Origin of the sequence: Methylocaldum szegediense, from assembly GCF_949769195.1 — a bacterium.
GTDB classification, from domain to species: Bacteria; Pseudomonadota; Gammaproteobacteria; order Methylococcales; family Methylococcaceae; genus Methylocaldum; species Methylocaldum szegediense.
Window position 1 is genome coordinate 3,401,516 of sequence record NZ_OX458333.1, and the last position, 23,903, is coordinate 3,425,418.

Here is a 23,903-nt window from a genome sequence, read left to right on the forward strand (position 1 = left end):
CCGGCACCTGCGCAGCGATTGCTAGAATAACGCCTCCTTAAATCCAGGAGTCGCGAATGGTTTCCGTGCTGATGCAGATGGCCGTGTTGATCTTGTGCGGCGCGATGTGGCGCATTATACGGCCTGGCGGGCTGGATGCCGATCAGACTCGCCTGGTGTTGACCGCATTGGTATTTCATCTTCTGTTGCCCGCGCTGGTCCTCTCCGTGCTGTGGAATGCTGATTTAGGGATGGAAACCCTGAAGATTTCGCTGTTCGGTGTGGGCATCATTCTGTTCGGCACGGCCATCACCTGGCTCGCCGCCCGTCTCGTCAATCTGGCTCCCGAGCGCGCGGGTGCCGCGATGCTGGCCATCGCCTTCTCGAATGTGACTTACATGGGGCTGCCCGTGCTCGAGCAGACCTTCGGCCCTTGGGCGAGAGCCATCGTCGTTCAAATCGATTTGTTCGCATCCATGCCGTTGGTATTCACGCTCGGTGTTCTGATCGCCCGGCATTATGGCACGGTGAACTTGGAAAACGGCTCGATGCTCCGGTCGTTGCTGATCAACCCGCCGCTTTGGGCCGCGGCGGTTGCAACGGCGTTAAATGTTGCAGGCGTCGCGCAACCGGCCTGGATGGGGCACTTTTTAGTGAGCCTGTCTTCGGCCGTCGTGCCGCTCATGCTGATTTCCTTGGGACTCGGCCTCCGATGGAATGCCTGGCATGGCCGTAACCTGCCGCTTGCAGCGGTGGTCGTCGCGTTCAAGATGGGCGCCGTGCCGTTGTTCGGTTTAGGCTTAGGCTTGGCCTTGGGATTCCAAGGCGATACGCTGACTGCGCTGGTCTTGGAGGCTGCCATGCCCAGCATGTTGCTGGGCGTCGTCTACTGCGACCGCTATCGGCTCGACACGTCGTTCTACGCGTTGGCGGTTTCGCTGACCACGCTTTGCGCCATGGTTTCCCTGCCGTATTGGCATCATCGGGTGGCCGCTCTGCATCCCGGACATTAAGCATGAAAAGACCGATCGCAGAAATCCTGTCCCAAGGGGACGAACTCACCACCGGCGAAATCACCGATACTAACGCGTCTTGGCTGTCGCGCGAACTGACCAGCCTGGGACTCGACGTGGCACGGCATACCACGGTAGGCGACCGTCTGGAAGACCTGGTTGGTCTGCTCCGCGAGATCGCCGAGCGCGCCGATCTTTGCATCAGTACCGGCGGACTGGGGCCGACCTGCGACGATCTTACCGCCGAAGCGGCCGCCCAGGCGTTCGGCTGCCCGCTTGAACTGGACCGAGACGCGCTGGCTCAAGTCCGGGCCTATTTCACGCGACTCGGCCGCAATATGCCGGCGATCAATGAGAAGCAGGCTCTGCTTCCTCGTGGATCCGAACGTCTCGACAATCCCTGGGGTACAGCGCCCGGCTTCGCGCTGCAGGCGGGACGCTGCCGTTTCGTCTTCATGCCCGGAGTGCCCGGCGAGATGAAAGCTATGTTCAGTCGCTGGGTCGAGCCGGACTTGCGCCGGCGCTTCCGAACGGTTCCCGCCCGGCTGATGGTGTTGAGCACGGTAGGCGTCGGCGAATCGACCTTGCAGGAGCGCCTCGATCGAATCGCCTTGCCGCCTGGCGTGAAACTCGGCTTTCGTGCCGGAGGGCCGGAAAACCAGGTCAAGCTGCTGTTTCCGGCAAACTTTCCGGAAGCGGCGCTCGACGATTGCGTAACACGCGTGGCCGAGGCCATTGGCGATGCGGTTTTTGCGATCGGCGGCAGTGAGGAACGGGGGCGCGATCTGGCATCGGTCGTGGGCCGCGAACTCGCCGTGCGCCGATCGAGCCTCTATGTCGTCGAAACCCTGAGCGGTGGCAGGATGGCCAGCCGCTGCGCCGGCGAGCCATGGTTCGGCGGCGCGCTTGTGATTCCGGACTCGGCAGCCCTTTACCGGTATCTCGGCATACAACCGAGCGGATATCCATCCCCGGCAATAACCGCGGTTGTCCATCGGCTGCGGGAGTACGGCTCGGAATATGCGCTCGCTCAAATTGCCCATTTCGAACGCGGACGGCTGAACGATGAAACGGAGACGGTCGAAATCCATTTCGTCCTTGTGACGCCCGACGGCGTTTGGCAACAGACCCGAACGATCGGCGGCGACATCGAGCGTAAACAAATCACCGCCACGGCGCTCAGCTTCGATTCTTTGCGTCGTTATTTTTTGAGACTGTCCGGCCTTCGGACTTGACAGCGCGACGTGTCACGCGATCCGAAGTTTTGACTTCTCGGCGTTCCGTCAATAATCGATGCAAGGCGGCATGGTTCTTGAGGAGATCGGCCAAGGTGTAGCGATTTAAGACCTCCTGGAAAGCCGAGACCGCCTCCTGGAGTGCCTTTTTTAGAGTGCAGCCCGGAATGATTCGGCATAGACTGCGTTCCGGGTCTAAGCACTCGACGACATAAAAATTGCTTTCCATGTGGCGTACGACCTCGCCGATATTGATCGCTCCGGGCGCGCGCCCGAGTTCTATTCCGCCGTTCTTTCCTCGCGTGCTCTTGACATAGCCCTGCGCGGAAAGCTCTTGTACGACCTTCATCAAATGGTTATGCGACATACCGAATACGTCGGCGACCTCGGCGATGGTCACCATACGCCCGGTATGCAATCCGACGTACATAAGCACTCTTAAGGCGTAATCGGTGTAACGGGTAAGCTGCATTTAGCACCTCGAATGGACGGTTAGCGCAGTTTGCGACATCGATGAACATGAGGCAAATCCCCCCTAATTGAGAGTCGACTCAAAAAATGGTGTTGACTTTTGGGGTCAAGCCGACTTGAAATATAAATATGCATGTGAGATACATTTATACACTAAAACATGTATTCCATATGCATGATAATGAAGATGGCTTAGGTGGTGTACCTATTTTTTTCAATCGTCAATCAGTTCGGCTGACGGACTGAGGTCTCTTTGGAGTGTGACTATGAGTCTCTCTTGTTTTCTCCGACGGCTGTTATTGTTTTGTTCATCGTCTTTGCTGCTGACGACCTTTTTCATCCCAAGTGTCCAGGCGGAGTATGTTCCATTGAAGGCCGACTCGGCGACAGGGACGGCGCCCTCGGGTAAGACGCACCGCATCACGTTACGGGCAGCCGCTTTGCCTTCCGGACAACTCGCTTATCAGATGGTGAGCCACAAGATTCAGTTGCCCGGCGGTCAAACCGAAGATGTCACGAACCGTTACGCGGACAAGCCGACCATCCCGGGCCCCACCATCGTCCTGACGGAAGGTGACGTTGCGGAAATCACTCTCGAGCATGGTATTGCCAACTCGGATCAACCGGTGAGTCTGCACGTCCATGGCGTGCATTTCGATATCCGTAGCGACGGCACCATGAAGTCGCTGAATGGCGTTACCGACGAGGCCGCTTTTCCCGGCAAGCCGTACACCTACAAATGGGTCGCGGCACCTGGCACTGCAGGCACCTGGCCTTACCACGATCATACCTTTGGCCACCCGATGGTCGGAGCCGAGGATAAAGGGTTATTCGGCACTTTGATCGTCAATCCGCAAAGTGGAAAGGTGCCGGCTCTTGTCAATGGCAAGATCGAAGACGTCGATGTCGGAGACATCAAGCGTGAGTTCATCCTGTGGATGCACGAAACGACCTTCTGGGGTATGGAGGTCAATAACATTCTGAAGGGCAAGCAGATTCCGTTGTGGACCAATCCCACGTTAGGTGCTCGTCTCGGCGAGAAAGTCCGCTTCCACGTCATCGGATTGGGGACGGCTTTCCACACCTTCCATTTGCACGGTCACCGTTGGTTGCTACCCGGCACCACCAATGTCGTCGACACGGTCAACATCGGCCCGATCAGCCGCGACATGTTCGTCGTCCAGGCAGGCGAAGGCGTTGGCCCCGGCGACTGGCATTTCCACTGCCATGTGGTGCAGCACATGCAGGCCGGCATGATGGGTGACTTCAGGGTCGTCAAGTAACTCCCAAGCAACAACTAAGACGAGAGGTGATGACATGAATAAGTTGCGTAAATTAACCACCGCAGTGGCATTGAGTCTCGGAACGGTGATTTCGGCCCCCGCAGTTTTTGCGGAAACGGAAGCGTCTGAAGACGATGTCATTTTGAGTGTTGCGGGTGTCATGCCGGTCGCCGCCCTGGAAATGACCGACGAGCCCGGTAAGTGGTTCAAAGACCCGACGGACGGTGACAGCCTGGTCGTGGTCAAACCCGGCGATGCGGTCTTGATCAAGATGACCGACGTCAACGCCGAACATACGATCACCAGCCTGCTGTGGCAGCCGGGCGCCTCCAAGTTCCCGGTCGACCAGGACAAGCCGTCGAGCGCCAGCGTCACGCAAACCTTCGATAAGCCCGGTTTGTATGTCTTTACCTGTAAGGTTCACCCGTACATGTTCGGTGCCGTCGTTGTCGACGACCCCAACACGGAAGGGCTGGATCTCGGCAGTGAAATCCAGCTCGTGACCGGCGCCAAGGTGCCCACCACCAGCGATGTCGCCAAGAAGCTGCTTCGGACCTTCTTCGTCGCCACCACGCCTTCGCTCTGGCGCGATTACTCCAAGCCGACCTGGGAGGTGAAGCTGCCGTCCATTCCCCTGAATTTGGGTGGAACCGTCATTAGCCTGGACGCGCTGAACGTTTCCATGCCGAACGAATTGTCCAATCCGGCCACGCCCGGTATTGGCGAAGTCTGGGTGAACGCTCAGTTCGAAGCCATCAAAGGCAAGAACAAGCCGGGTTCCGCCACACAAGTTGACGCCGAAAAGTGGACGATTAAGAAAAAGGTCAAGGGCGTCGACATCAATATGAACAATCCACACAATATGTGGACGGATCGGACCTACAAGTACATCTATCAAACCGAATGGTTCGATAAGCGCTTGGTCACCTTCGATCGCGAAACCGGAGAGATCTACGGTGCTTTGACGGTCGGTCAATCGCCTTCTCACGTCATGTCGCGGCCGACGGATGATAGCCTGACCATTGCGCTCAACGGCGAAGACCGGGTATTGAAGCTGACCGGAGGCAAGCATCCGACGGCCAAGGACAGCGTCAACACCGGCCCGAACTCCGGACCCCACGGCCATCACGTGACTCACGACGGCAAATACGTGCTGACGCCGAATGCCTTGGCGGGTTCCGTTTCCATCGCCGATCTGGATAGCGGCCAGGTCTCCACTGTGCCGAACGTGGGCGTGATCCCAATCGCGATCTGGAGTGACGCGACCGACAAGGCCTATGTCGCCAACCTGCTCGGGACGCCGCCGCTCCTCAGCACTCTGAGCGTGATCGATCTGAAGACCAAGCAGAAGATCAAGGACATCAATCTGGCTGCCGATTACGATCCGATCAGCGGCAAGACGACTGGCGAGGCGTACGGCTTGCTGCCTATCCAGACCCCGGTCAGCCCGGACGGTAAGTACGTGGTCACGGCCAACACACTGAGCGCAACCATTACCATCACCGATACCCAGACTCACAAGGTGCTCAAGAGCCTACCTTGCGAGCCGGGCTGCCATGGCGTCAACTTCGGCATGAAGAAAGGCGGAGGCTATTACGCCTATGTCGCCAGCAAGTTCGCCAACGACCTGATCGTGGTCGACATGGACAAGCTCGAAATCGCAGGCCGCGTACTGCTTGCCGACACCAAGGACGGCGATATTGTTGCCAACAACGGTATGGGCGGTCAGGGTGTTCTGCCGCTGCCTATCGCCGATCATGGCTGGATCGAGCAAACCGCCAAACTGGCTGGCACCGGTCAGCTCAGCGCCGAGGTCGAAGCTTGGATAGGCGCGTTGACCACGGCCCAGCGCGGAATCGACTTGCCGCAAAAGGTCAGCTCTTTGCCCTAACCTTGATGTGATTCCCCCCGTCGTCAAGGACTAGGGATAGGGCCGCCCGCTCGAATGGCATGATGCTGTCGAGCGGGCATTTTTTCTTCCGTCAAATTCGCTCTCCCTCTGTGAACCGTCGTTTGGTATTACGCCTGCCGAGCCGAATCGTTCGGCTTTTCGCGGATCCCCTGATACAAGTTCTTTCTAACGCGATATGATCGCAATAGAGGATCCGTCAGGAGGAGGTCCGTCCATGCTTACGATGCGATTCATGCACCGTATCGGATATGCGGTCCTACTGGGTATCGTACTTTGCGGCGCAGTGGCCGAGGCCGACGAATACGCGGCCAAACGGCGGGCTATGATCGACGAACTCCGGCGGGAGACCCGCTGGGTCAGTAGCGAAATCGGTAAATCCGAGCTGGACGTTCGGGTGCTCGAGGCTATGGCGAAAGTTCCGCGGCACGAGTTCGTGAGCCAGGATCTGCGCAGTATCGCGTATGCGAATCGTCCTCTGCCGATCGGGTACGGGCAGACCATTTCCCAGCCCTTCATCGTCGCGTTGATGACTGATTTGCTGAGAGTGGGGCCGGATGACACCGTACTTGAGATTGGCACCGGGTCCGGTTATCAGGCGGCGGTTCTCGCGGAGCTGGCCAGGCAGGTCTATTCCATTGAAATCGTGCCGGAGTTGACGAAGATCGCAACGGAGCGTCTGAAACGGCTGGGTTATACCAAGGTCGAGACCAAGACCGGTGACGGCTATTACGGCTGGCCGGAACACGCGCCTTTCGACGGCATCATCGTTACCGCCGCACCCACTCAAATTCCGCCACCGTTGGTGCAACAGCTAAAGCCGGGCGGCCGTATGATCATACCCGTCGGCGGTCAATTCCTGCCTCAGTATCTGGTGCTCGTCGAGAAAAGCGAACAGGGCAGGATCTCGACCCGGCAAATTCTACCGGTGCAGTTCGTGCCTTTGACGGGCGCTCATTAGGCATGGGCGATTCCTCGTTCGAATCGGGGTGCAACACCGAAGGCACTCTCCACATCTCGCCGCCGCGGCTGTTGTTGCTCGCCGTGTCCTTCATTTCGGCCGCGGCGCTGGCCTACGAAATCCTCTTGATGCGGCTTTTTTCCATCATCCAGTGGCACCATTTCGCCTACATGATGATCAGCCTGGCGCTGCTCGGCTACGGTGCGAGCGGAACATTCTTGACGCTCGCCCGGGGATTTCTGTTGCGCCATTTCGCGTCCGCTTTCGTCCTCAACGCGGCTCTGTTCGGCCTGAGTTCGACAGCGTGTTTTCTGTTCGCTCAGACGGTGCCTTTCAATGCGTTGGAGTTGCTTTGGGACCCCGGTGAGTGGGGGCATCTGGTCCTCATTTATGTGATCCTGACGCCGCCTTTCTTTTTCGCCGCGAATTGCATCGGCCTGACTTACCAGCGTTACCGAGAGGCGATCGGACGGACCTACGCGGCCGATCTTTCGGGAGCGGGTGTCGGTGCCCTGGCGGTCGTTTTGCTGCTATTTTGGGTGTTTCCTTTGGACGCTCTGGTCATCGCGAGCGGTGTGGGGCTAGCGGCGGCCTCCCTGGCTTGGGTTGCGCTGGCGATGCGACCACGAGCACTGGTCGTGCTACTGGCCATCGCGACCGCCGTTCCGTGGTTGTTCGTCGGCAGGAGCGGCGCGGAACTGCGGCCGGTGGAATACAAGAACCTGTCCCAGACCTTGCGTATCTCCGGGGCGGTTCAGATCGAGGAACGCTCCAGTCCGCTCGGGCTGCTTAGCGTGGTGCGAAGTCCCGAGGTGCCTTTCCGCCATGTGCCGGGACTTAGCCTAAATAGTCCGGTCCCGGTGCCCGAACAACTGGGCGTCTTTACCGACGGCGACGGCATGAGCGCCATCAACCGCTGGGACGGAAGTCGGGACAGCCTTGGCTTTCTCGATTACGTGCCATCCGCCCTGCCGTATCATCTACTGCCTCCGAAGCCCAAGGTTCTGGTTTTGGGGGCGGGCGGAGGCAGCGAGGTGCTCCAGGCGATTTACCACGACGCGGAACACATCGACGCCGTGGAACTCAATCCCGATATGATCGACCTGGTGTCCCGTGATTTTGCCGATTTCGCGGGCCACGTTTATAGTCATCCATCGGTCACTGTTCATGCCGAGGAGGCGAGGAGTTTCGTCGCCGCGTCGCGGAAGCGTTATGATCTGATCCAGATCGCGTTGCTTGACGCATTCACGACTTCGTCGGCGGGTTCCTATGCGCTGAACGAAAGTTATCTCTACACAATCGAGGCGTTGCAAGCCTACCTGGCCCATCTGAGACCCGGCGGATTCCTGGCCGTGACCCGTTGGGTGCGCCTGCCGCCACGCGACGAAGTCAAGCTGTTCGCGACCGCTGTCGAAGCAGTCACGCGCTCCAGCAGAGGCGCGCCGGAACAGCGCTTGATATGGATCCGCGGTTGGCAGACCAGCACGCTCCTGGTCAAGAATGGAGCGGTCTCGGATTCGGAGATCGCCGCACTGCGGCAGTTCTGCGATGAACGCTCTTTCGACCTGGCCTACTATCCGGGAATCGAGGCGAGGGAAGCCAATCTTCGCAATCGGCTGAAAGAGCCTTATTTTTTCGAAGCGGCGACGGTTCTATTGAACCCCGAGCGGGACGCGTTTATCCGACGTTACAAATTCGAGATTCGGCCCGCTACCGATGACCGGCCGTATTTCTTCCAATTCTTCAAATGGCCGCTTCTCTGGGAAGCGGTCAGGTTGAAAGGTTCCGGTGGGCTTTCACTGCTTGACATGGGGTATCCGATCCTGATCGCAACGCTGGTTCAATCCGCTGTCATCAGCGTCTTGCTGATCCTGGCCCCGCTTCGGATCTTGCTGCCCCGGAGCGGAGGCGGGGCGGGAAAAAGCCTGCAATACCAGGTTTTCGCCTATTTTTTCGCGATCGGCCTAGCTTTTATGTTTACGGAAATCGTCTACATACAGAAGTTTATTCTTTACCTTGGCCACCCGCTCTACGCCGTGGCGGTGGTCCTCGCGGGATTTCTGGTTTTTGCGGGAATGGGAAGCCGATATGCCGCCAGGATCGCGCCGCATCAGGCCGGAAGGCATATTTTTCGGGCGGCTAAGATGATTATTGCCGTTTCGGCGGTCTACGCCTTGATCTTTCCGTTCTTGTTCGATTCATCCATCGCCCTGTATGCCCCCGTCAAAGTGGCCGTCGTTCTAGCCCTGATTGCCCCGCTGGCGTTTTTCATGGGCATGCCTTTTCCATTAGGCCTCGCGCGGCTTGCATCCGAGGCGGAAACACTGGTTCCTTGGGCTTTCGGCATCAACGGCTGCGCATCGGTCGTCGCCGCTATTCTGGCGACGGTGTTGGCCATTCATGTCGGCCAACTCTGGTTGTTGATGGGAGCCTTGTCACTCTACGGGGTCGCGGGTTTCACGGCGGCTCACCGGCATCGAAACGGATGTGCCGTCCCCTGATTTTTCCGTCGGTTCGCACCGTATTCGGGAACTCGGGGTTTTGCTGCCATATCAATATTTATAAACGTGTTTGCGGCGCTTCAAGGATGGTTGGCGCTCTTTCTCTCATAGTTGAATCGAGTTCACGTTTTGTTTTCACGAGGCCCAGGCTTCGCAAGGATGCGAGGTTCCGCGATGAAATATCTTTTGATAGGCATGTTATTGCTGGCCGGCTGCGCTCCGACATTGCGCGAGGAGCCTCTGATCGGCCGCGCCTTTACGCCGACGACCAAGGTCGAAATTCTGGACGCTTTGCCTGAAGATCGGAGATTCGTCGAAATTGCTGCGATTACGGCCCAAGCCGATCAGGAGTCGGTAGATGCGATCGTCGATAGAGCCATGGCAACCGGTGCCGATGCCGTTGTTTTTGGGCCCCCGTATCGCTACGGTGATGTCGCAATCTTGTTTGCCGGCGGGAATATCGGCGGTCATTTGGCGGGCAGCATCAACACGGTCCCGTTAACGCGTATTCACGCACGCCTGATCAAGTATCTGCCATGACCTATGGCCCACGCCGGGAAAACCCACTCAGGAACCGGCTAGGCCTAAATGCGAGGCCGGGTTGATCATGGGGAGCTCGAGCTTTTGACGGATGACCCGGAGTCCGGTGTCGTCGCGCGGCACTCGGCGACGACGCGGGTAATATCCTCCAATCTCACCGGCTTGGCGAAGTGATGGTTGAAGCCGGCCGCGAGGGAGCGATAGCGGTCCTGATGTTGTCCGTAGCCGCTGATGGCAATTAGCACAGCTTGTCGAGTCTGAGGCATGGACGCAGTTTCCGAGCGACTTCGTAACCGTCCATCCTGGGCAGCCCAAGGTCCAGCAACACGACTTCGGGAGCGAATCTTTGAGCGATCGCAAGGGCCGTGGGGCCATCTGCCGCACGCTCGACCTCGAATCCTTCCAGTTCGAGCAGCAAGGACAACCCTTCGACCATATCTGTATTATCGTCGACCACTAGCACGCGCCGCAGAGGGCGTTGCTCGGAATCAGGCGTCTCTCTGGGGGCGGCTGTTGCTGCAGGAGCGTCAGACAGCAAAGGCAGACGGACGATAAATTCGGAACCCTTGCCCAACCCTTCGCTTTTGGCGTCGACGCTGCCGCCGTGCAGCTGAACCAGTTGTTTCACCAGGCTGAGTCCGATTCCGAGCCCGCCTTTGGCGCGATCCAAGGATCGGTCGGCCTGGGCGAACAAGTTGAAAATGTGGGGCAACACTTCAGGACTGATTCCGAGACCCGCGTCACGCACCCGGATGATGGCCTGCCCGTTTTCGGCCGTCGCCGTCAACCAGATCTGCCGGTTAGGTTCCGAGTACTTGGCGGCATTGTTGAGTAGATTGGATATGACTTGCGCGAGCCGGATCGGATCGCCGTTGATCCAAACCGGTTCGGAAGGCAAAGATAAACTGAGGCTGTGCCCTTGGGCCTGGATCAGCGGACGGCTGGTTTCCATGGCGTGATTCACGATGGTCGCGAGTTCCAGCGGTTGCTTGTTCAAGGTGATCTTCCCGCGGCTGATCCGAGAGATGTCCAAAAGATCGTCTACCAGACGGGTGATGTGCTTGGTCTGCCGCTCGATAACATCCGTGGCCCAAGCGTATTGCGGCCCAGCACCTTCGGTCCTATGCAGGATCTGTATCGCGCTCATGATAGGAGCCAGCGGATTGCGCAACTCATGGGCCAACATGGCGAGGAATTCGTCTTTTTGGCGGTCGGCGGCGGTCAATTCTTCGGTCTTGCGAATGAGTTCGTCCTGAAGCTTTTTCATCTCGGTGATGTCGAGATTCATTCCCGCCCACGCCGTCACCTTGCCCTCCGCGTTGCGGATTGGAACGCCGCGACTCAAGATACAGCGGTAACTGCCGTCCGCACTTCGGATACGGTACTCGAAATCCCAAAAGGAGCCAGTTTTGACGCAATATCGCCAATGGTCCAGGATGGGCTGTAAATCCGCCGGATGCACACGCGCGGTCCAATTCGCATGTATTTGTTCGTCCAGCGTCATCCCAGTCATTTTTAGAAAAGAATCGCTCAAGTAGCGAATATCGCCGTTTGGCTCGCAGATCCAGGCTCCGTACGGTATTGACTCACCAATTGCCCGGTAAAAGGCTTCCGATTCGGCGAGCGCGGCCTGAGCGTGGCGCTCTTGGCTAACATCGCGAAAAATCAAAATCACGCCCAGCAGTTGGCCGTCTACGCCCCGAATGGGCGCGGCGCTATCGCTGATCGGAATTTCCCGTCCGTCCTTGGCGATTAGCAAGGTGTGATTGGCCAGGCCGATGACGGCTCCCGTTCTCAAAACCTTTTCGACGGGGTTTTCGACCGGTTTTCGGGTTGTCTCGTTGATGATGCGAAATACGTTTTTCAGCGGCTGACCGCGCGCTTCGTCCTGTGTCCATCCAGTCAGCGACTGTGCGGTCGGGTTGAGCAGATCGATGCGGCCTTCGGAATCAGTGAGGATCGCCGCGTCGCCGATACTACTCAAGGTCACGACAACGCGATTGCGCTCGGCGTTGAGCTGTTCTTCCGCTTGCCGGCGTCTTAGGCTTTCGCCCTGCAATCGCCGTCCTGCGTTCGACTCGCATTCCGCGAGCGTGTTTCGCGACAAGTGCGCGTATAGGGTAATGGCAAATCCCGTGATGAGAAACACGCTGGTCTGGAGCCATTCCGAAGCCGCTTGGTTCCAGAATGACGCCTGCGAGGGCGTTGCGAGGTACACGCCGAGCACCGAGCCCAGAACTGTCGCCACCAGTCCTGGCCCCAGTCCCCCGGCCGCGGCGCTGATCAGCACCGACAACAGGAAAGGCATCAGCATGGGCTTTTGATACGATTGCCGCAGGAGAGGTAACACGAATGCTACGGCAGCCGTGACACCAATGGCTACGGCGTATGCCGACCGGGACGAGAGCTTGGAGTGAACCATGATGAGAATCCTATCTCCATCAACACGGCGAGCTTCCGGATAGCAGATGCCACAACCCGAGTGGCAGCAGCCATGCCGAGCAATCCGCAACATCAGCGCGATGTTAACACGGCGCGACCACTTCGTGCCTCGGTGGCACCGTCCTTGCCTCGGCCAAGGCACGAAAGCCAATAAGAGCCTATCCCAATAGACTCAAGAAACCCCCTTCGACGAGGCTGTGTTGAGCCAAGTCGAAGGGCCCGCCCTGAGCCGGATCGAAGGGTTCAGGGCGAACGGCCTGCCGGGGTAGTGGTTCTAAGTCAAACTGTTCTTTAGACGCTCCATGGCTTTCCGCAGATTAGTCATACTGGTAGCGATGGAAAGGCGAACATGGCCGGGAGCGCCGAATGCGGAGCCCGGAACCACGGCGACGCCGCCGTGTTCGATAAGGTGTTCCGAAAGAGCCAAATCGTCGGAAATCCCGGGTATACGATCAATCACCCCCTGCACGTTGGGCAGCACATAGAAGGTTCCGTCGGTTTCGAGACAGGATATGCCGGGAATGCTGTTCAACTCGCTCACCACGTAATCATGCCGTTCCTTGAAGGCCTTAACCATCTCACCGATGAACGACTGATCGCCGTTTAAGGCGGTTTCGGCGGCGACCTGCGAAATGGAAGTAGGGTTGGAAGTACTTTGCGACTGGATATTGGTCATCGCCTCGATCAGCTTCTCGGGGCCGGCCGCATAGCCGATGCGCCAGCCCGTCATGGAATAAGCCTTGGACACGCCATTTAAGACTACAGTGCGGTCATACAACTCCGGGCAGACATTCAAAATATTGCGGAAGCTGCCGGCTTTCCACACGATGTGCTCGTACATGTCATCGGTGGCGATGACAACCTCGGGATAGTCTTTCAGCACCTCGCCCAAGGCTTTGAGTTCTGCCTCGTCGTAAGCCATCCCGCTTGGGTTGGACGGGCTGTTGATGACGAACAGCCGGGTTTTCGGCGTCAATGCCGCCTTGAGTTGGGCGGGCGTGATTTTGAACTTCTGCGACTGCGGCGCGTCGATGATTACGGGGACGGCTCCCGCGAGAAGCACCATATCCGGATAAGACACCCAATACGGCGCCGGAATGATGACTTCGTCACCCGGATTCAAAAGCGCCTGAGCCAGGTTGTAAAAACTCTGCTTGCCACCGCAAGAGACCAATACTTGCTTGACGTCGTAGTCGAGGCCGTTTTCCCGCTTGAACTTCGCCACGACCGCCTTTTTGAGGCTGGGCGTGCCGCCGACCGGCGTATATTTGGTGAACCCGTCCTGAATGGCCTTGATGGCGGCCTGTTTGATATGCTCGGGGGTATCAAAATCCGGCTCGCCTGCTCCGAGGCCCACAATATCTTTGCCAGCGGCACGCATGGCGGCCGCTCTCGCCGTTACGGCCAAGGTAGGGGAGGGTTTGATCGACTGTACGCGGTCGGAAAGTTTGATGTTCATCGTGTCGAATTGAAGATTGATCAAATGGGTCAGGCTTTATGCCCCAAAAAATGATACTCGATGAAACCTTGCCCCTGCATCCCACCAAGGGGAAAAGTTTCAAACTTCACAGTCAATTCAAGCCGTCTGGCGATCAGCCGGAAGCGATCCGGCAATTGGTCGAAGGTCTTGGCGACGGCTTGTTACACCAGACTCTTTTGGGTGTCACTGGTTCCGGAAAAACCTTCACCATCGCCAATGTCATTCAAGCCGTGCAGCGTCCGACGCTGATCCTGGCGCCGAACAAGACGTTGGCGGCTCAGCTTTACGGCGAGATGAAGGAATTTTTCCCGGAAAACGCCGTTGAATACTTCGTGTCGTATTACGACTACTATCAGCCTGAGGCGTACGTCCCGGCTTCCGACACCTATATCGAGAAAGATGCCTCGCTCAACGAGCATATCGAGCAGATGCGCCTTTCGGCCACCAAGGCCCTGATCGAGCGGCGCGACACTATCATCGTGGCGACCGTCTCCTCCATCTACGGTTTGGGCGAACCCGCTTCCTATTTCAGCATGGTGCTGCATCTGGTGCGCGGAGACATGATCGATCAACGGACGATACTGCGCCGGCTCGCCGAATTGCAGTACACGCGTAACGAAACGGAGCTCCGCCGCGCTACCTATCGTGTGCGGGGCGACGTGATCGACGTGTTCCCGGCAGAATCTGAAAAAGAGGCGCTACGCATCGAATTATTCGACGACGAGATCGAACGGCTATCACTATTCGATCCTTTGACCGGCGAAATCATCGCCCGCATCGCCCGCTACACCGTTTATCCCAAGACCCATTACGTCACCCCGCGGGAAAAAATCTTGGACGCGGTGGACCAGATTAAGGCCGATCTCAAGGTCCGGCTGGAAGAGCTACGGTCCATGAATAAGCTGGTGGAAGCCCAGCGGTTGGAGCAGCGCACGCTCTTTGATCTCGAGATCATGCTGGAGGTCGGCTATTGTTCCGGCATCGAGAACTATTCCCGCTATCTGTCAGGGCGCGCCCCGGGCGAACCCCCACCCACCCTGTTCGATTATCTCCCGGCCGATGCCTTGTTGGTGATCGATGAAAGCCACGTTACCATTCCACAGCTAGGCGCCATGTACCGGGGCGACCGCTCTCGTAAGGAGACTCTAGTGGAGTATGGTTTCCGTCTGCCGTCGGCGCTGGACAACCGCCCGCTCAGATTCGAGGAGTTCGAAGCTCGTGCGCCGCAACGCATCTACATTTCGGCAACGCCGGGGCCGTACGAACTCAAGCATTCCGGAGCGGTCATCGAGCAGGTGGTACGACCGACCGGCCTGGTGGACCCTGAAGTCGAGGTTCGCCCAGCCTTGAACCAGGTGGAAGACCTCCTTTCGGAAATTCGCGAGCGCATCGCCCGCAACGAGCGGGTATTGGTCACGACGCTGACCAAGCGCATGGCGGAGGATTTGACCGAATACCTGTTCGAGCACGATATCGCGGTGCGTTACTTGCATTCCGACGTGGATACCGTGGAGCGGGTTGAGATCATTCGTGATTTGCGCCTAGGCAAGTTCGACGTACTAGTGGGTATCAATCTTCTGCGGGAAGGCTTGGACATTCCAGAAGTCTCGCTGGTTGCCATCCTCGATGCCGACAAGGAGGGGTTCCTGCGGTCGACCGTATCTTTGATTCAGACCATCGGCCGAGCCGCGCGAAATCTTCACGGCAAGGCGATTCTCTATGCGGACACGGTGACCGGTTCGATTCAACGGGCAATTGACGAAACCGAGCGCCGGCGTGCCAAGCAGATCGCCTACAACAAACGGACCGGTCTAACCCCGACAGGCATTTCGAAACGCGTGACGGACATCTTGGAAGTACCGGTTCCGGGGGCATTGCAGACGGGTACCGGCAAGAAGAAACTAGCCAAGGTGGCGGAGCAGGGGGCCGACTACCGCGCGGTGAAACCGGCCGAAGCGGCCAAGCTGATCAAACAACTCGAAGAAAGGATGTACGCCCATGCCCGCGAACTCGAATTCGAAGAAGCGGCGAGGCTGCGCGACGAAATTCGCCGGATTCAGGCGGAAGTCTTTGCCGGAACATAGGCGAAGCGATCACAATCACAGGAGATCAGCGGAACAGAAAACCCTTTTAGACAATTCGACCTGCGCTGCTATGATTGTTTCTTTTGGCAAATCGAGGATCGGTTTCCATGGTCAAGCCGAACATCTCGATCGAAGTGCACTGGACCTTGGATGGCTATCGCGTCGTGGTCTGCGAGAACGATAAAGTCGTTTTCGCCAGAACCTACGCCTTGCGTCAGGTCGCGCTGAAGGCTTGCGAACGTTTGGCGAAATCCCGGGCCGTTGCTTCCAACTCCGACGGGCAAAATAGCAGCCGCGAATGATCGTCTGTCCAAAATCTCGCGAATTTCAGCCATTGCGGACAGCACGTCCGAATTCCTCGATCGCTTGATCGGACAAGGGGTGATCGCCCATTTCGAGTAGCAGTGGTAAAGGAATGGTGACGTGATGCGCGCCTGCGATTACCGCTTGCACAACCTCGCTCGCGGACTTTAGGCTCGCCACCAGAATCGTGGTCGGCGTATTACAGGCATCGACCACCGCCCGCATTTCCGACACCAGAGCTGTTCCGTCGCCTTGAAGGCGCGTGCTGCGGTTTACATAAGCGATCGAATAGGCAATACCCGCCTCGCAGGTCAGATAGGTTTGCGCCGCACTATAAGTTGCGGTCATGCCCACCTTGACCCCTTCTCTGGTGAATTTGGCAGCCAATGCCAGGTTTTCGGTGGTCATCGGGATTTTTAAGCCCACGTTTGGCCGCAGAGCGAGAAAGCGTCGGGCCTCCGCCTCGCGTTCCGACACTGTCGGCGCGGTGAGCTGATAAAAAACCGGACCCGGGCAGATGTCGGCCAGCTCGGCAATGACATCCTCGGGCTTGCGGTCAACCTTCGCCATGAGCGTCGGATTGGTGGTGATGCCGGCGACAAAACCCAGTGCCATCGCCTGCCGCGCGTCGGCCGGCACGGCGGAATCCAAAAACAAAGACATCGTACAACTCTCCTCTAAGCTTGGGTCGAATATTGTTTCAGAGCGTTCCCGGTGCCGCCGTGCCGTTTGTGGTGAAGCGGCCAATCGGATAGCGGGTGCGTCCATTCCACAACGCCGTACCGACCTTGGACCGGCGGTCTTCATCGCACACCGACCTGGACGGGACGTCCCGAAACCGGGAGGAAACAGTAGATACCGTCTTACTAACCTTGATGCAAGCGCATTAAGCGCCTATCTGTCAAGTCCCGCAAGATCGTAAACCTTCTTTCGAAAAAGATGAGGATGGGACAGTTGCCAGTTTTTGAGAGCCTGGATCGGGGTGAGATGGCCTAAGTCCTTTTGGGGAATGTGATGATTGTACAGCTCGACATAGCGGTGCAGGGTGGTGTCCAGATCGGCGGTTGAATCGAAGTGATGGGTTTGCAACACCTCCTCGATGCGGCCATTGAAGCGTTCCACCAGGCCATTCGTTTGGGGCCGGCCCGGCGGAATCAGGCGATGTTCGATGCCTTGTTCAGTACAGAGGCGGTCAAACTCATGCGTCCCCGAGGGCTGCCGAGTTCGGGTCAGGAAACGGTCGGTAAACTCCGAGCCGTTGTCGGTCAGGCATTTCTGGATGCGGAAAGGAGCGGCCTGAATCACCGCTTTGAGGAAGTCCTTGGCGCTTAAGGCGGAGCGGTTGGGCTTGAGGGCGACATAGACCCAGCGGGTGGCGCGGTCGATGGCGACGAACAGGTATCGGCGGGGTTCGCCGTCGATGGCGGGCAAGTACTTAACATCCAGGTGAAGGAAGCCGGGCTCATAGGCCTTGAAGGGTTTGACCTTCGCCTTCTCTGTAGGCGGAAGCAGGGTCTTGAGGGACGCCACCCCGTGGCGGCGCAGGCAGCGGTCTAGCCCGGAACGGGACACGGCGGGATTGAGAAATTCCCGGGTCACGGCCAGGAGATCATCCAAGGGGAGGAGCAGAGCTTGGCGGAGGTAGACCACGATGGCTTCCTGGGCGGGCGTGAGCGTGGTTCTGAGGGTGTGGGGCCGGTGTGAGGCATCTTCGACCGAGGATCGGTGTTTCCACTTGCGGACGGTCGTTCGGCTAATGCCATGCTTTTGGGCCAAGGCGCGCTCGCTCAACGTGGACGCTTGAATGGCCTGCCGAACGGCCGGGGTGGTACGGGCGTTCTTATGAAGACGAATCTGCATGGAGAGAAACCTCACTTGGACGAACCGAATATCTCCTGGAGAAGGCTCCGGGCTTCGAACAGAGCATAACTCCTTCTCGGTAAATAATCACACGAGACGCGACACCTATCCCGGAAGGGTTCAAAGTCCTTCGTCTCCACTCAAGGCAGACTGTGTCACAGAGTTAGGTAACTAACTAGCGTAACAGCGCACCGCGTTTTTCCCAATGACGCCGCGCTGGGGTTAGTCGCGTTTTCTTGCTCGCGGAACTATGATCGCATGCGGAACGTCATAAAAGCGCCACGGCAGCGCGCGCTTCCGGCGCTCCCGTTCCAGGCGTTGCTGCTGCACTCGGATCATTTCATCCTTTGATTCCAAGGCTTTTTGCAGGCGTGTTTTTTCCTCCAGATATTTTTCCTTCAGCCGTTCCATTTCCTGTCCGCTCGGAGATCGGAAATCGGATGCCTTTCTGCCGCTAAGAAGTGCCGCACGGTGGGCGAGCAGGTCGAGAAGTAACTCCTGCTTGGCCGCAGGCGTGAATTCGTACTCCGGTCCTAAGCCCGCGGGTATGGACTCGATTCGTTTCATTTCACTATCAATCAGGCGCAAATGCTCTTTGACCAAGTTCGAACAAAGGGCATCGACCGGGCCGTTATAAAGGTGGCGCTGCTCGTCTTCGGCGGGGACGGCATTCATGCCCGGGGGAGGGTGATAACCGTAGCGCACCGAGCCAGAATTATCGGTCCAGCGGTAAAGGGTGGCTGCGCTGGCAGGGGTAGCTACGCTCGCGAAAAGGATGAAAACGACAAAACCCAGATTCATGGAATGTCTCCAGTCATAACGGTTCTCAGAGTCTGTCTGAGTCGGTCCCGAGACCTTCGACTCAGGACTAGGGCAAGGCGAACGGTCTACTGAGAAAAGCTCGCGGTCAGTTTGCGAGGTTCCGATTGGTTCTCCGACCCCTTGGCGTTTCCCGTGGAAAAGCGGTCCAGGATATGCCGAACCAGCGGATTACCGTTTAAACCCGGTCTGTTAAATCCGCAAGTTTTTATGCTATCGTTCGCCCCCTTATGCACCACCTTGAAACCGCGTTCAGCACGTCCTATCTCGTAGCCTTGCTGATGGGGCTCTTCAGTTCCCTGCATTGCTTAGGTATGTGCGGTTCCATCATTGGTTCGCTAACCCTGAGCTTGAGGCGCGAAATTCGGGAGCAGAAATCGCTGCTCATGCCTTTCGTGTTCAGCTACAACGTGGGACGCATCACCAGTTACTCGCTGGGCGGGCTATTGGCAGGCTTGGCCCATCATGTTCTCAGCATGCCGTTGGGGGAAGGACACGGGCACCGCATCTTGCAAATTGTGTCCGCGTTGATTATGGCTGGCGCGGGGTTGCACATCGCCGGGTGGTTTCCGCGATTCGCTTATATCGAAAAGGCCGGTGGGGGTATATGGAAAAGAATCGAGCCTTACGGTCGTCGGCTGATTCCGGTGGAGACCTTGCCGAAAGCTTTCGTTTTCGGCATGATCTGGGGTTGGCTTCCATGCGGTCTGGTCTATACCGCCCTAGCGCTCGCCGCGACTACCGGTGACGTGGTGCGCAGCACGTTCACGATGTTGGCGTTCGGTGTGGGCACTTTGCCGGCCGTTATGGGCGTCGGTATAATTACCTCCCTTTTGGTGCGGTTGTCCAATATGAAGAAATTTCGCCAGGCAGCAGGAGTCACTCTGATCGCGCTGGCTCTATTGGCGGCGTTCCCCTGGCTCAATCCCATGGTTCGCCATACAATAGGCTAAATTTAAGGAGGAGGGTGAAATCATGTTTGAAAGGCTGATTGGCCAGTCCCCGAATTTCGAGGCGTTGTTGCGTAGCGCCAGGATGATTGCTGCGACCGACGTGACCGTATTGATTATTGGGGAAACCGGTACCGGCAAAGAGGTGTTGGCACACGCTTTGAAAGAGCATAGTCCTCGTGCCAATAAGCCGTTCATCACGCTGAACTGTGCCGCGCTTCCGGAAGCGCTCGCTGAATCTGAATTGTTCGGGCATCGTAAAGGCGCATTCACCGGGGCTGTCACTAGCCAGATCGGCCGTCTCCAAGCCGCTGACGGCGGCACGGTTTTTCTCGACGAGGTCGATTCGCTGCCTGCGGCGTTGCAGGCAAAATTCCTGCGTTTCCTCGAGACTGGAGAGATTCAACCGGTTGGCGAAACCCATACGCTCAATGTTGACGTGCGCGTCATTGCCGCGACCAATGCCAACCTTCAGGAAAAGATTTCCCGAGGCGAGTTCCGTAAAGATCTCTATTATCGTCTCAACGTCGTGCCGCTCGAAATCCCGCCATTGCGCGAGCGCATGGGCGACATCCAACTCTTATTGCAGCACTTCATGAAGCAGTTTGCTGAGGAACACAAGCTCCCGGAGGCTTCGTTCACGAAGGCAGCCCTCAATCGGCTTACGGCTTATTCCTGGCCCGGTAACGTCAGAGAGCTTCGAAATGTGTGCGAGCGGCTCGCTATCCTGCTGGCCGGCCGAATGATCGACGAGAGCAATCTGCCCCAGGAGATCGTCAACCGAGCGCCCTCGCAGAAGCCGGTGTTTGATCTGCCCGAGGTCGGGATTGAGCTGGAAAAGGTCGAAATGGATCTGATTCGTCAGGCCTTGTCTCGCACCAATGGCAACCGCAGTCGTTCGGCCCGGCTTTTGGGTATATCGAGAGACACGCTGCTTTATCGCATGCAGAAATACGGAATCAGCTAAGATACCTGTTTGGGTGGTTTCACTCTCCCGCCCGACCACATTTCGGAAGCCCGCGGTCGAACCCGCGGGCTTTTTATTTAGACGAACTTCAGGCCTTTTTGGGCGGCGATCCGCATGCGCAAGGCGTTGAGCTTAATGAATCCTTCCGCATCTTTTTGATTGTAAGCGCCGCGGTCGTCCTCGAAAGTGGCGATGTTCATGTCGAACAGGCTATTGTTTTCGGACTTTCGACCAACGATTGTGACATTACCCTTGTAGAGCTTTACCTTGACTTCACCGTTTACCGTCGCCTGCGAAGCATCGATTAACTCCTGTAGCATCAGGCGTTCCGGGCTCCACCAATAGCCGTTGTAGATCAGGCTGGCATAGCGCGGCATCAGCTCATCTTTCAGATGCGCTACTTCGCGATCCAGTGTGAGGGATTCGATAGCGCGGTGGGCTCGCAACATGATGGTACCACCCGGCGTCTCGTAGCAGCCGCGCGATTTCATGCCGACATAGCGGTTCTCGACGATATCGAGGCGTCCGATTCCGTTTTCGCCGCCCAGTCGATTGAGCTTTGCCAGCACTTGAGCAGGTGTAAGCCGTTCGCCGTCGACGGCCACGATGTCGCCGCGCTCGTAGCTCAGTTCGACATAAGTCGGTTTATCGGGCGCTTTTTCGGGCGAAACGGTCCAGCGCCACATGTCTTCCTCGGGTTCGGCCCACGGATCCTCGAGAATGCCGCCTTCGTAGGAGATGTGCAGAAGATTGGCATCCATGGAATAGGGTGACGCCTTGCCACGCTTCATCTCGATCGGAATGCCGTGCCGTTCGGCATACGCGAGAAGTTTTTCGCGCGAGTTCAGGTCCCATTCCCGCCAGGGTGCGATGATTTTGATATCGGGGCGCAGGGCGTAGGCGCCCAATTCGAACCGGACCTGGTCGTTGCCCTTGCCGGTAGCGCCGTGTGCGATGGCGTCGGCACCGGTCTCTCGGGTGATTTCGATAAGACGCTTGGCGATCAAGGGACGAGCAATAGAAGTCCCGAGGAGGTACTCGCCTTCATAGATCGCATTGGCGCGGAACATGGGAAATACGAAATCCCGAGCAAACTCCTCCTTAAGGTCGTCGATATAGATTTCCTTGATGCCAAGGGCCTGAGCTTTGGCGCGCGCCGGCTCCAACTCCTCGCCCTGGCCGATGTCAGCGGTAAAGGTGACGACTTCGCAGCCGTAGGTCTCCTGAAGCCATTTGAGGATGACGGATGTGTCGAGCCCGCCGGAATAGGCAAGTACGACTTTTTTTACGGTTTGGTTGGGCATGGCGTTTCTGATAAATAGCGAAAAAACATTAAATTATAACGAGGCACTTGGACCTACGCAGCCCGACCTCGCCCGATTTATGGCAGTTCGAGGCTGGTTCCGGCCGTGTTGGACCTGTACGACGTCGTTGTTAAATAACTGGATTCGGTTCATGGCGGATGCGTCGACCAAAACCTGAGTCAATACCTTACGTTACCGTTCGTTTAGTTCTGTCGAAGGACTGAATCAGACCTTCCCAAGCCTTTTCGCCTGCATAATTGAAAACGTCCGAGCTGCTTTCGTCTATAGTCCATACTTCTTCCGCTTGCGCCAAAAGGTCGCCCTACTCATGCCGAGCATCTGCGCGGCGCGGTCGATACGGCCACGGGCGGACGCCAGCGCCCGACGAATGCGATCCGCCTCGCTCTCAGCCGCCGGTATGTTGGGGACCGATGGTGATTGGGGCTCTTCACGAAATTCGGGCGGCAAATCCTCGACTTGCAGTACATCGCTTCGGCCAACGGCAAATGCGTATTCAACGACATTTTGCAGTTCGCGCACGTTGCCTGGCCAGTGATAATCCAGCAGCACTCGCATGGCCTCGGGTTCTATGCTCTGGATGCGGCGCGGCCCTTGAACATTGTGGCGATCAATGAAGTGCTGCAAAAGAAGACTGATATCCTGACGCCGTGCCCGCAGGGGCGGCAAGAAGATGGGCACGACCCGCAGCCGATACATCAAGTCCTCGCGGAAACGCCCGGCTTTGACTTCCTCGCGCAATGAACGGTGAGTGGCCGCGACGATGCGTACGTCCACTGTGATCGGGTGATCGCCGCCGACCGGGATAAATGTTTTTTCCTGCAGTACACGTAGCAGCTTGGCTTGCAGTTCAAGCGGCAGTTCGGCGACTTCGTCCAGGAAAAGAGTGCCGCCGTCAGCGCGCTTGAACAGCCCCTGGTGGTCCTTGACGGCACCGGTGAACGCACCGCGCACATGTCCAAACAATTCGCTTTCCAGTAGATGGGCGCTTAGAGCGGCGCAGTTGATGGCGAGGAACGGATGGTCGCGGCGGTGGCTTTCTTCGTGCAGGGCCTGAGCGACCAACTCCTTGCCGGTTCCCGATTCGCCCCGGATTAAGACCGTTGCATCGGTCTGGGCCACATTGCGGATGATTTGGAAAGCCTGCTTCAGCGCGGGGTCTCGTGTGATGAGGCCGTGAAAGACTTCTGCCTCGTTGGCCGGCGGCGTTCCGATGTCCTTACGATTGGGTTCCGGTTCAGGCCAAAGTATTTCGATGGCTCCGGCGAAACGACCCTGAGCGTCAAAAAAAGCCTGAGCGGAGCGTTTGACACGGATGGTTCCACCCTTGGCGTGCTCGACCTCGAACGGGATACCCCGAATCTTTCCTTCTTGAACGACGCTGCTCCAACCATCGTGATCGTGGCAGCGGATGACGGAACCGCAAGGTCTCCCTAAGACCTGCTCGCTGGAGAAGCCGAACAAGCGCTCGGCTCCGCGGCTCCAAAACAGGATTTCACCGTCGGCATTGATCGCAAACACGGCGCCGCCCATCAATTCGGCTAAGGTCGACAACGCTTTGTCGGGTCCGACGGCACTCAACCAACGATTCAGAAAAGGCGAGAACTGGGTCACAAGGGGATAATCAAATGGTTTCGTAATGTTTCATATGGCATGTTTTGTTTCATGTAATGTATCACATGAAACGCCGGATGAAACATTCGATTGATGGCGGCTTGTTCGGGAGTCGTGAAACACCGGTAAAAATGCGGGTTTCCGTGGTGAGAGGGGGTTCCAAGAATATA

Annotated in this window: 20 protein-coding genes; 11 read left to right on the top strand and 9 right to left on the bottom strand. The window is 57.5% G+C overall.

Annotation, left to right across the window (positions count from 1 at the left end; all coding sequences use genetic code 11):
* Positions 1–56 precede the first annotated feature (56 nt).
* Both QEN43_RS14615 and QEN43_RS14620 read left to right on the top strand, forming a co-directional pair.
* Positions 57–992, top strand: coding sequence for an AEC family transporter (locus QEN43_RS14615; RefSeq protein WP_026609110.1), 936 nt, complete (start codon positions 57–59; stop codon positions 990–992).
* Positions 993–994: 2 nt separating this feature from the next.
* Positions 995–2,227, top strand: a complete 1,233-nt coding sequence (locus QEN43_RS14620) for a competence/damage-inducible protein A (protein ID WP_026609111.1) — start codon at positions 995–997, stop codon at positions 2,225–2,227.
* On the opposite strand, the gene QEN43_RS14625 is transcribed toward QEN43_RS14620, so the two are convergent.
* Positions 2,172–2,699 (bottom strand): Rrf2 family transcriptional regulator, encoded by a 528-nt coding sequence (locus QEN43_RS14625; RefSeq protein WP_084161612.1) that lies wholly within the window; start codon positions 2,697–2,699, stop codon positions 2,172–2,174. The two genes, QEN43_RS14620 and QEN43_RS14625, sit on opposite strands and share 56 nt — an antisense overlap.
* Positions 2,700–2,964: 265 nt before the next feature.
* Here QEN43_RS14625 and QEN43_RS14630 point away from each other — a divergent pair, with 265 nt between their 5' ends.
* From QEN43_RS14630 to QEN43_RS14650, 5 genes are all read left to right on the top strand, one after another.
* On the top strand, positions 2,965–3,981 hold the full coding sequence (locus QEN43_RS14630; RefSeq protein WP_156912640.1) for a multicopper oxidase domain-containing protein: 1,017 nt from the start codon (positions 2,965–2,967) through the stop codon (positions 3,979–3,981).
* A 34-nt stretch (positions 3,982–4,015) separates the two neighbouring features.
* Positions 4,016–5,872: a YVTN family beta-propeller repeat protein gene (locus tag QEN43_RS14635; protein WP_026609113.1), complete on the top strand. Its 1,857-nt coding sequence runs from the start codon at positions 4,016–4,018 to the stop codon at positions 5,870–5,872.
* 235 nt (positions 5,873–6,107) lie between these two features.
* Positions 6,108–6,851: a protein-L-isoaspartate(D-aspartate) O-methyltransferase gene (locus QEN43_RS14640; RefSeq protein ID WP_317963366.1), complete on the top strand. Its 744-nt coding sequence runs from the start codon at positions 6,108–6,110 to the stop codon at positions 6,849–6,851.
* A gap of 2 nt (positions 6,852–6,853) precedes the next feature.
* On the top strand, positions 6,854–9,352 hold the full coding sequence (locus QEN43_RS14645; RefSeq protein ID WP_051331417.1) for a spermine/spermidine synthase domain-containing protein: 2,499 nt from the start codon (positions 6,854–6,856) through the stop codon (positions 9,350–9,352).
* A gap of 174 nt (positions 9,353–9,526) precedes the next feature.
* The gene (locus QEN43_RS14650; RefSeq protein ID WP_317963367.1) at positions 9,527–9,892 is read left to right on the top strand and encodes a hypothetical protein; all 366 of its coding nucleotides are present in this window, start codon (positions 9,527–9,529) and stop codon (positions 9,890–9,892) included.
* 65 nt (positions 9,893–9,957) lie between these two features.
* Here QEN43_RS14650 and QEN43_RS14655 read toward each other — a convergent pair whose 3' ends face one another.
* The 3 genes from QEN43_RS14655 to QEN43_RS14665 all read right to left on the bottom strand — a co-directional run bounded on the left by QEN43_RS14655 (position 9,958) and on the right by QEN43_RS14665 (position 13,793).
* The gene (locus tag QEN43_RS14655) at positions 9,958–10,158 is read right to left on the bottom strand and encodes a response regulator (RefSeq protein ID WP_317963368.1); all 201 of its coding nucleotides are present in this window, start codon (positions 10,156–10,158) and stop codon (positions 9,958–9,960) included.
* Positions 10,131–12,314, bottom strand: coding sequence for a hybrid sensor histidine kinase/response regulator (locus tag QEN43_RS14660; RefSeq protein ID WP_317963369.1), 2,184 nt, complete (start codon positions 12,312–12,314; stop codon positions 10,131–10,133). Before QEN43_RS14660 ends, QEN43_RS14655 begins: the two co-directional genes overlap by 28 nt.
* Before the next feature lie 294 nt (positions 12,315–12,608).
* Entirely contained in the window at positions 12,609–13,793 is a 1,185-nt protein-coding gene (locus QEN43_RS14665) for a pyridoxal phosphate-dependent aminotransferase (protein WP_026609116.1), read from the bottom strand.
* 38 nt (positions 13,794–13,831) lie between these two features.
* On the opposite strand from QEN43_RS14665, the gene uvrB reads away from it, so the two are divergent.
* Together uvrB and QEN43_RS14675 are read left to right on the top strand one after the other, a co-directional pair.
* Positions 13,832–15,898, top strand: a complete 2,067-nt coding sequence (gene uvrB / locus QEN43_RS14670) for an excinuclease ABC subunit UvrB (RefSeq protein ID WP_235726513.1) — start codon at positions 13,832–13,834, stop codon at positions 15,896–15,898.
* Positions 15,899–16,005: 107 nt separating this feature from the next.
* Positions 16,006–16,200 carry a hypothetical protein gene (locus QEN43_RS14675; protein ID WP_026609118.1) on the top strand — a complete coding sequence of 65 codons (195 nt, stop codon included), beginning with the start codon at positions 16,006–16,008 and terminating at the stop codon, positions 16,198–16,200.
* Positions 16,201–16,225: 25 nt separating this feature from the next.
* Here QEN43_RS14675 and QEN43_RS14680 read toward each other — a convergent pair whose 3' ends face one another.
* From QEN43_RS14680 to QEN43_RS14690, 3 genes are all read right to left on the bottom strand, one after another.
* Positions 16,226–16,864, bottom strand: a complete 639-nt coding sequence (locus tag QEN43_RS14680; RefSeq protein ID WP_026609119.1) for a transaldolase family protein — start codon at positions 16,862–16,864, stop codon at positions 16,226–16,228.
* A gap of 231 nt (positions 16,865–17,095) precedes the next feature.
* Positions 17,096–18,061: an IS481 family transposase gene (locus tag QEN43_RS14685; RefSeq protein WP_317963370.1), complete on the bottom strand. Its 966-nt coding sequence runs from the start codon at positions 18,059–18,061 to the stop codon at positions 17,096–17,098.
* Between the two features lie 222 nt (positions 18,062–18,283).
* Complete coding sequence (locus QEN43_RS14690) at positions 18,284–18,862, bottom strand: DUF4124 domain-containing protein (protein ID WP_051331419.1); 579 nt, start codon at positions 18,860–18,862, stop codon at positions 18,284–18,286.
* 248 nt (positions 18,863–19,110) lie between these two features.
* Between QEN43_RS14690 and QEN43_RS14695 the strand changes: the two genes are divergently transcribed.
* Both QEN43_RS14695 and QEN43_RS14700 read left to right on the top strand, forming a co-directional pair.
* Positions 19,111–19,833 carry a sulfite exporter TauE/SafE family protein gene (locus tag QEN43_RS14695; protein ID WP_036267794.1) on the top strand — a complete coding sequence of 241 codons (723 nt, stop codon included), beginning with the start codon at positions 19,111–19,113 and terminating at the stop codon, positions 19,831–19,833.
* Positions 19,834–19,855: 22 nt separating this feature from the next.
* Positions 19,856–20,797: a sigma-54 interaction domain-containing protein gene (locus tag QEN43_RS14700; protein ID WP_026609122.1), complete on the top strand. Its 942-nt coding sequence runs from the start codon at positions 19,856–19,858 to the stop codon at positions 20,795–20,797.
* A 77-nt stretch (positions 20,798–20,874) separates the two neighbouring features.
* Here QEN43_RS14700 and QEN43_RS14705 read toward each other — a convergent pair whose 3' ends face one another.
* Both QEN43_RS14705 and QEN43_RS14710 read right to left on the bottom strand, forming a co-directional pair.
* On the bottom strand, positions 20,875–22,101 hold the full coding sequence (locus tag QEN43_RS14705) for an argininosuccinate synthase (protein WP_026609123.1): 1,227 nt from the start codon (positions 22,099–22,101) through the stop codon (positions 20,875–20,877).
* Between the two features lie 282 nt (positions 22,102–22,383).
* Positions 22,384–23,733, bottom strand: a complete 1,350-nt coding sequence (locus tag QEN43_RS14710) for a sigma-54 interaction domain-containing protein (RefSeq protein ID WP_026609124.1) — start codon at positions 23,731–23,733, stop codon at positions 22,384–22,386.
* Positions 23,734–23,903 lie beyond the last annotated feature (170 nt).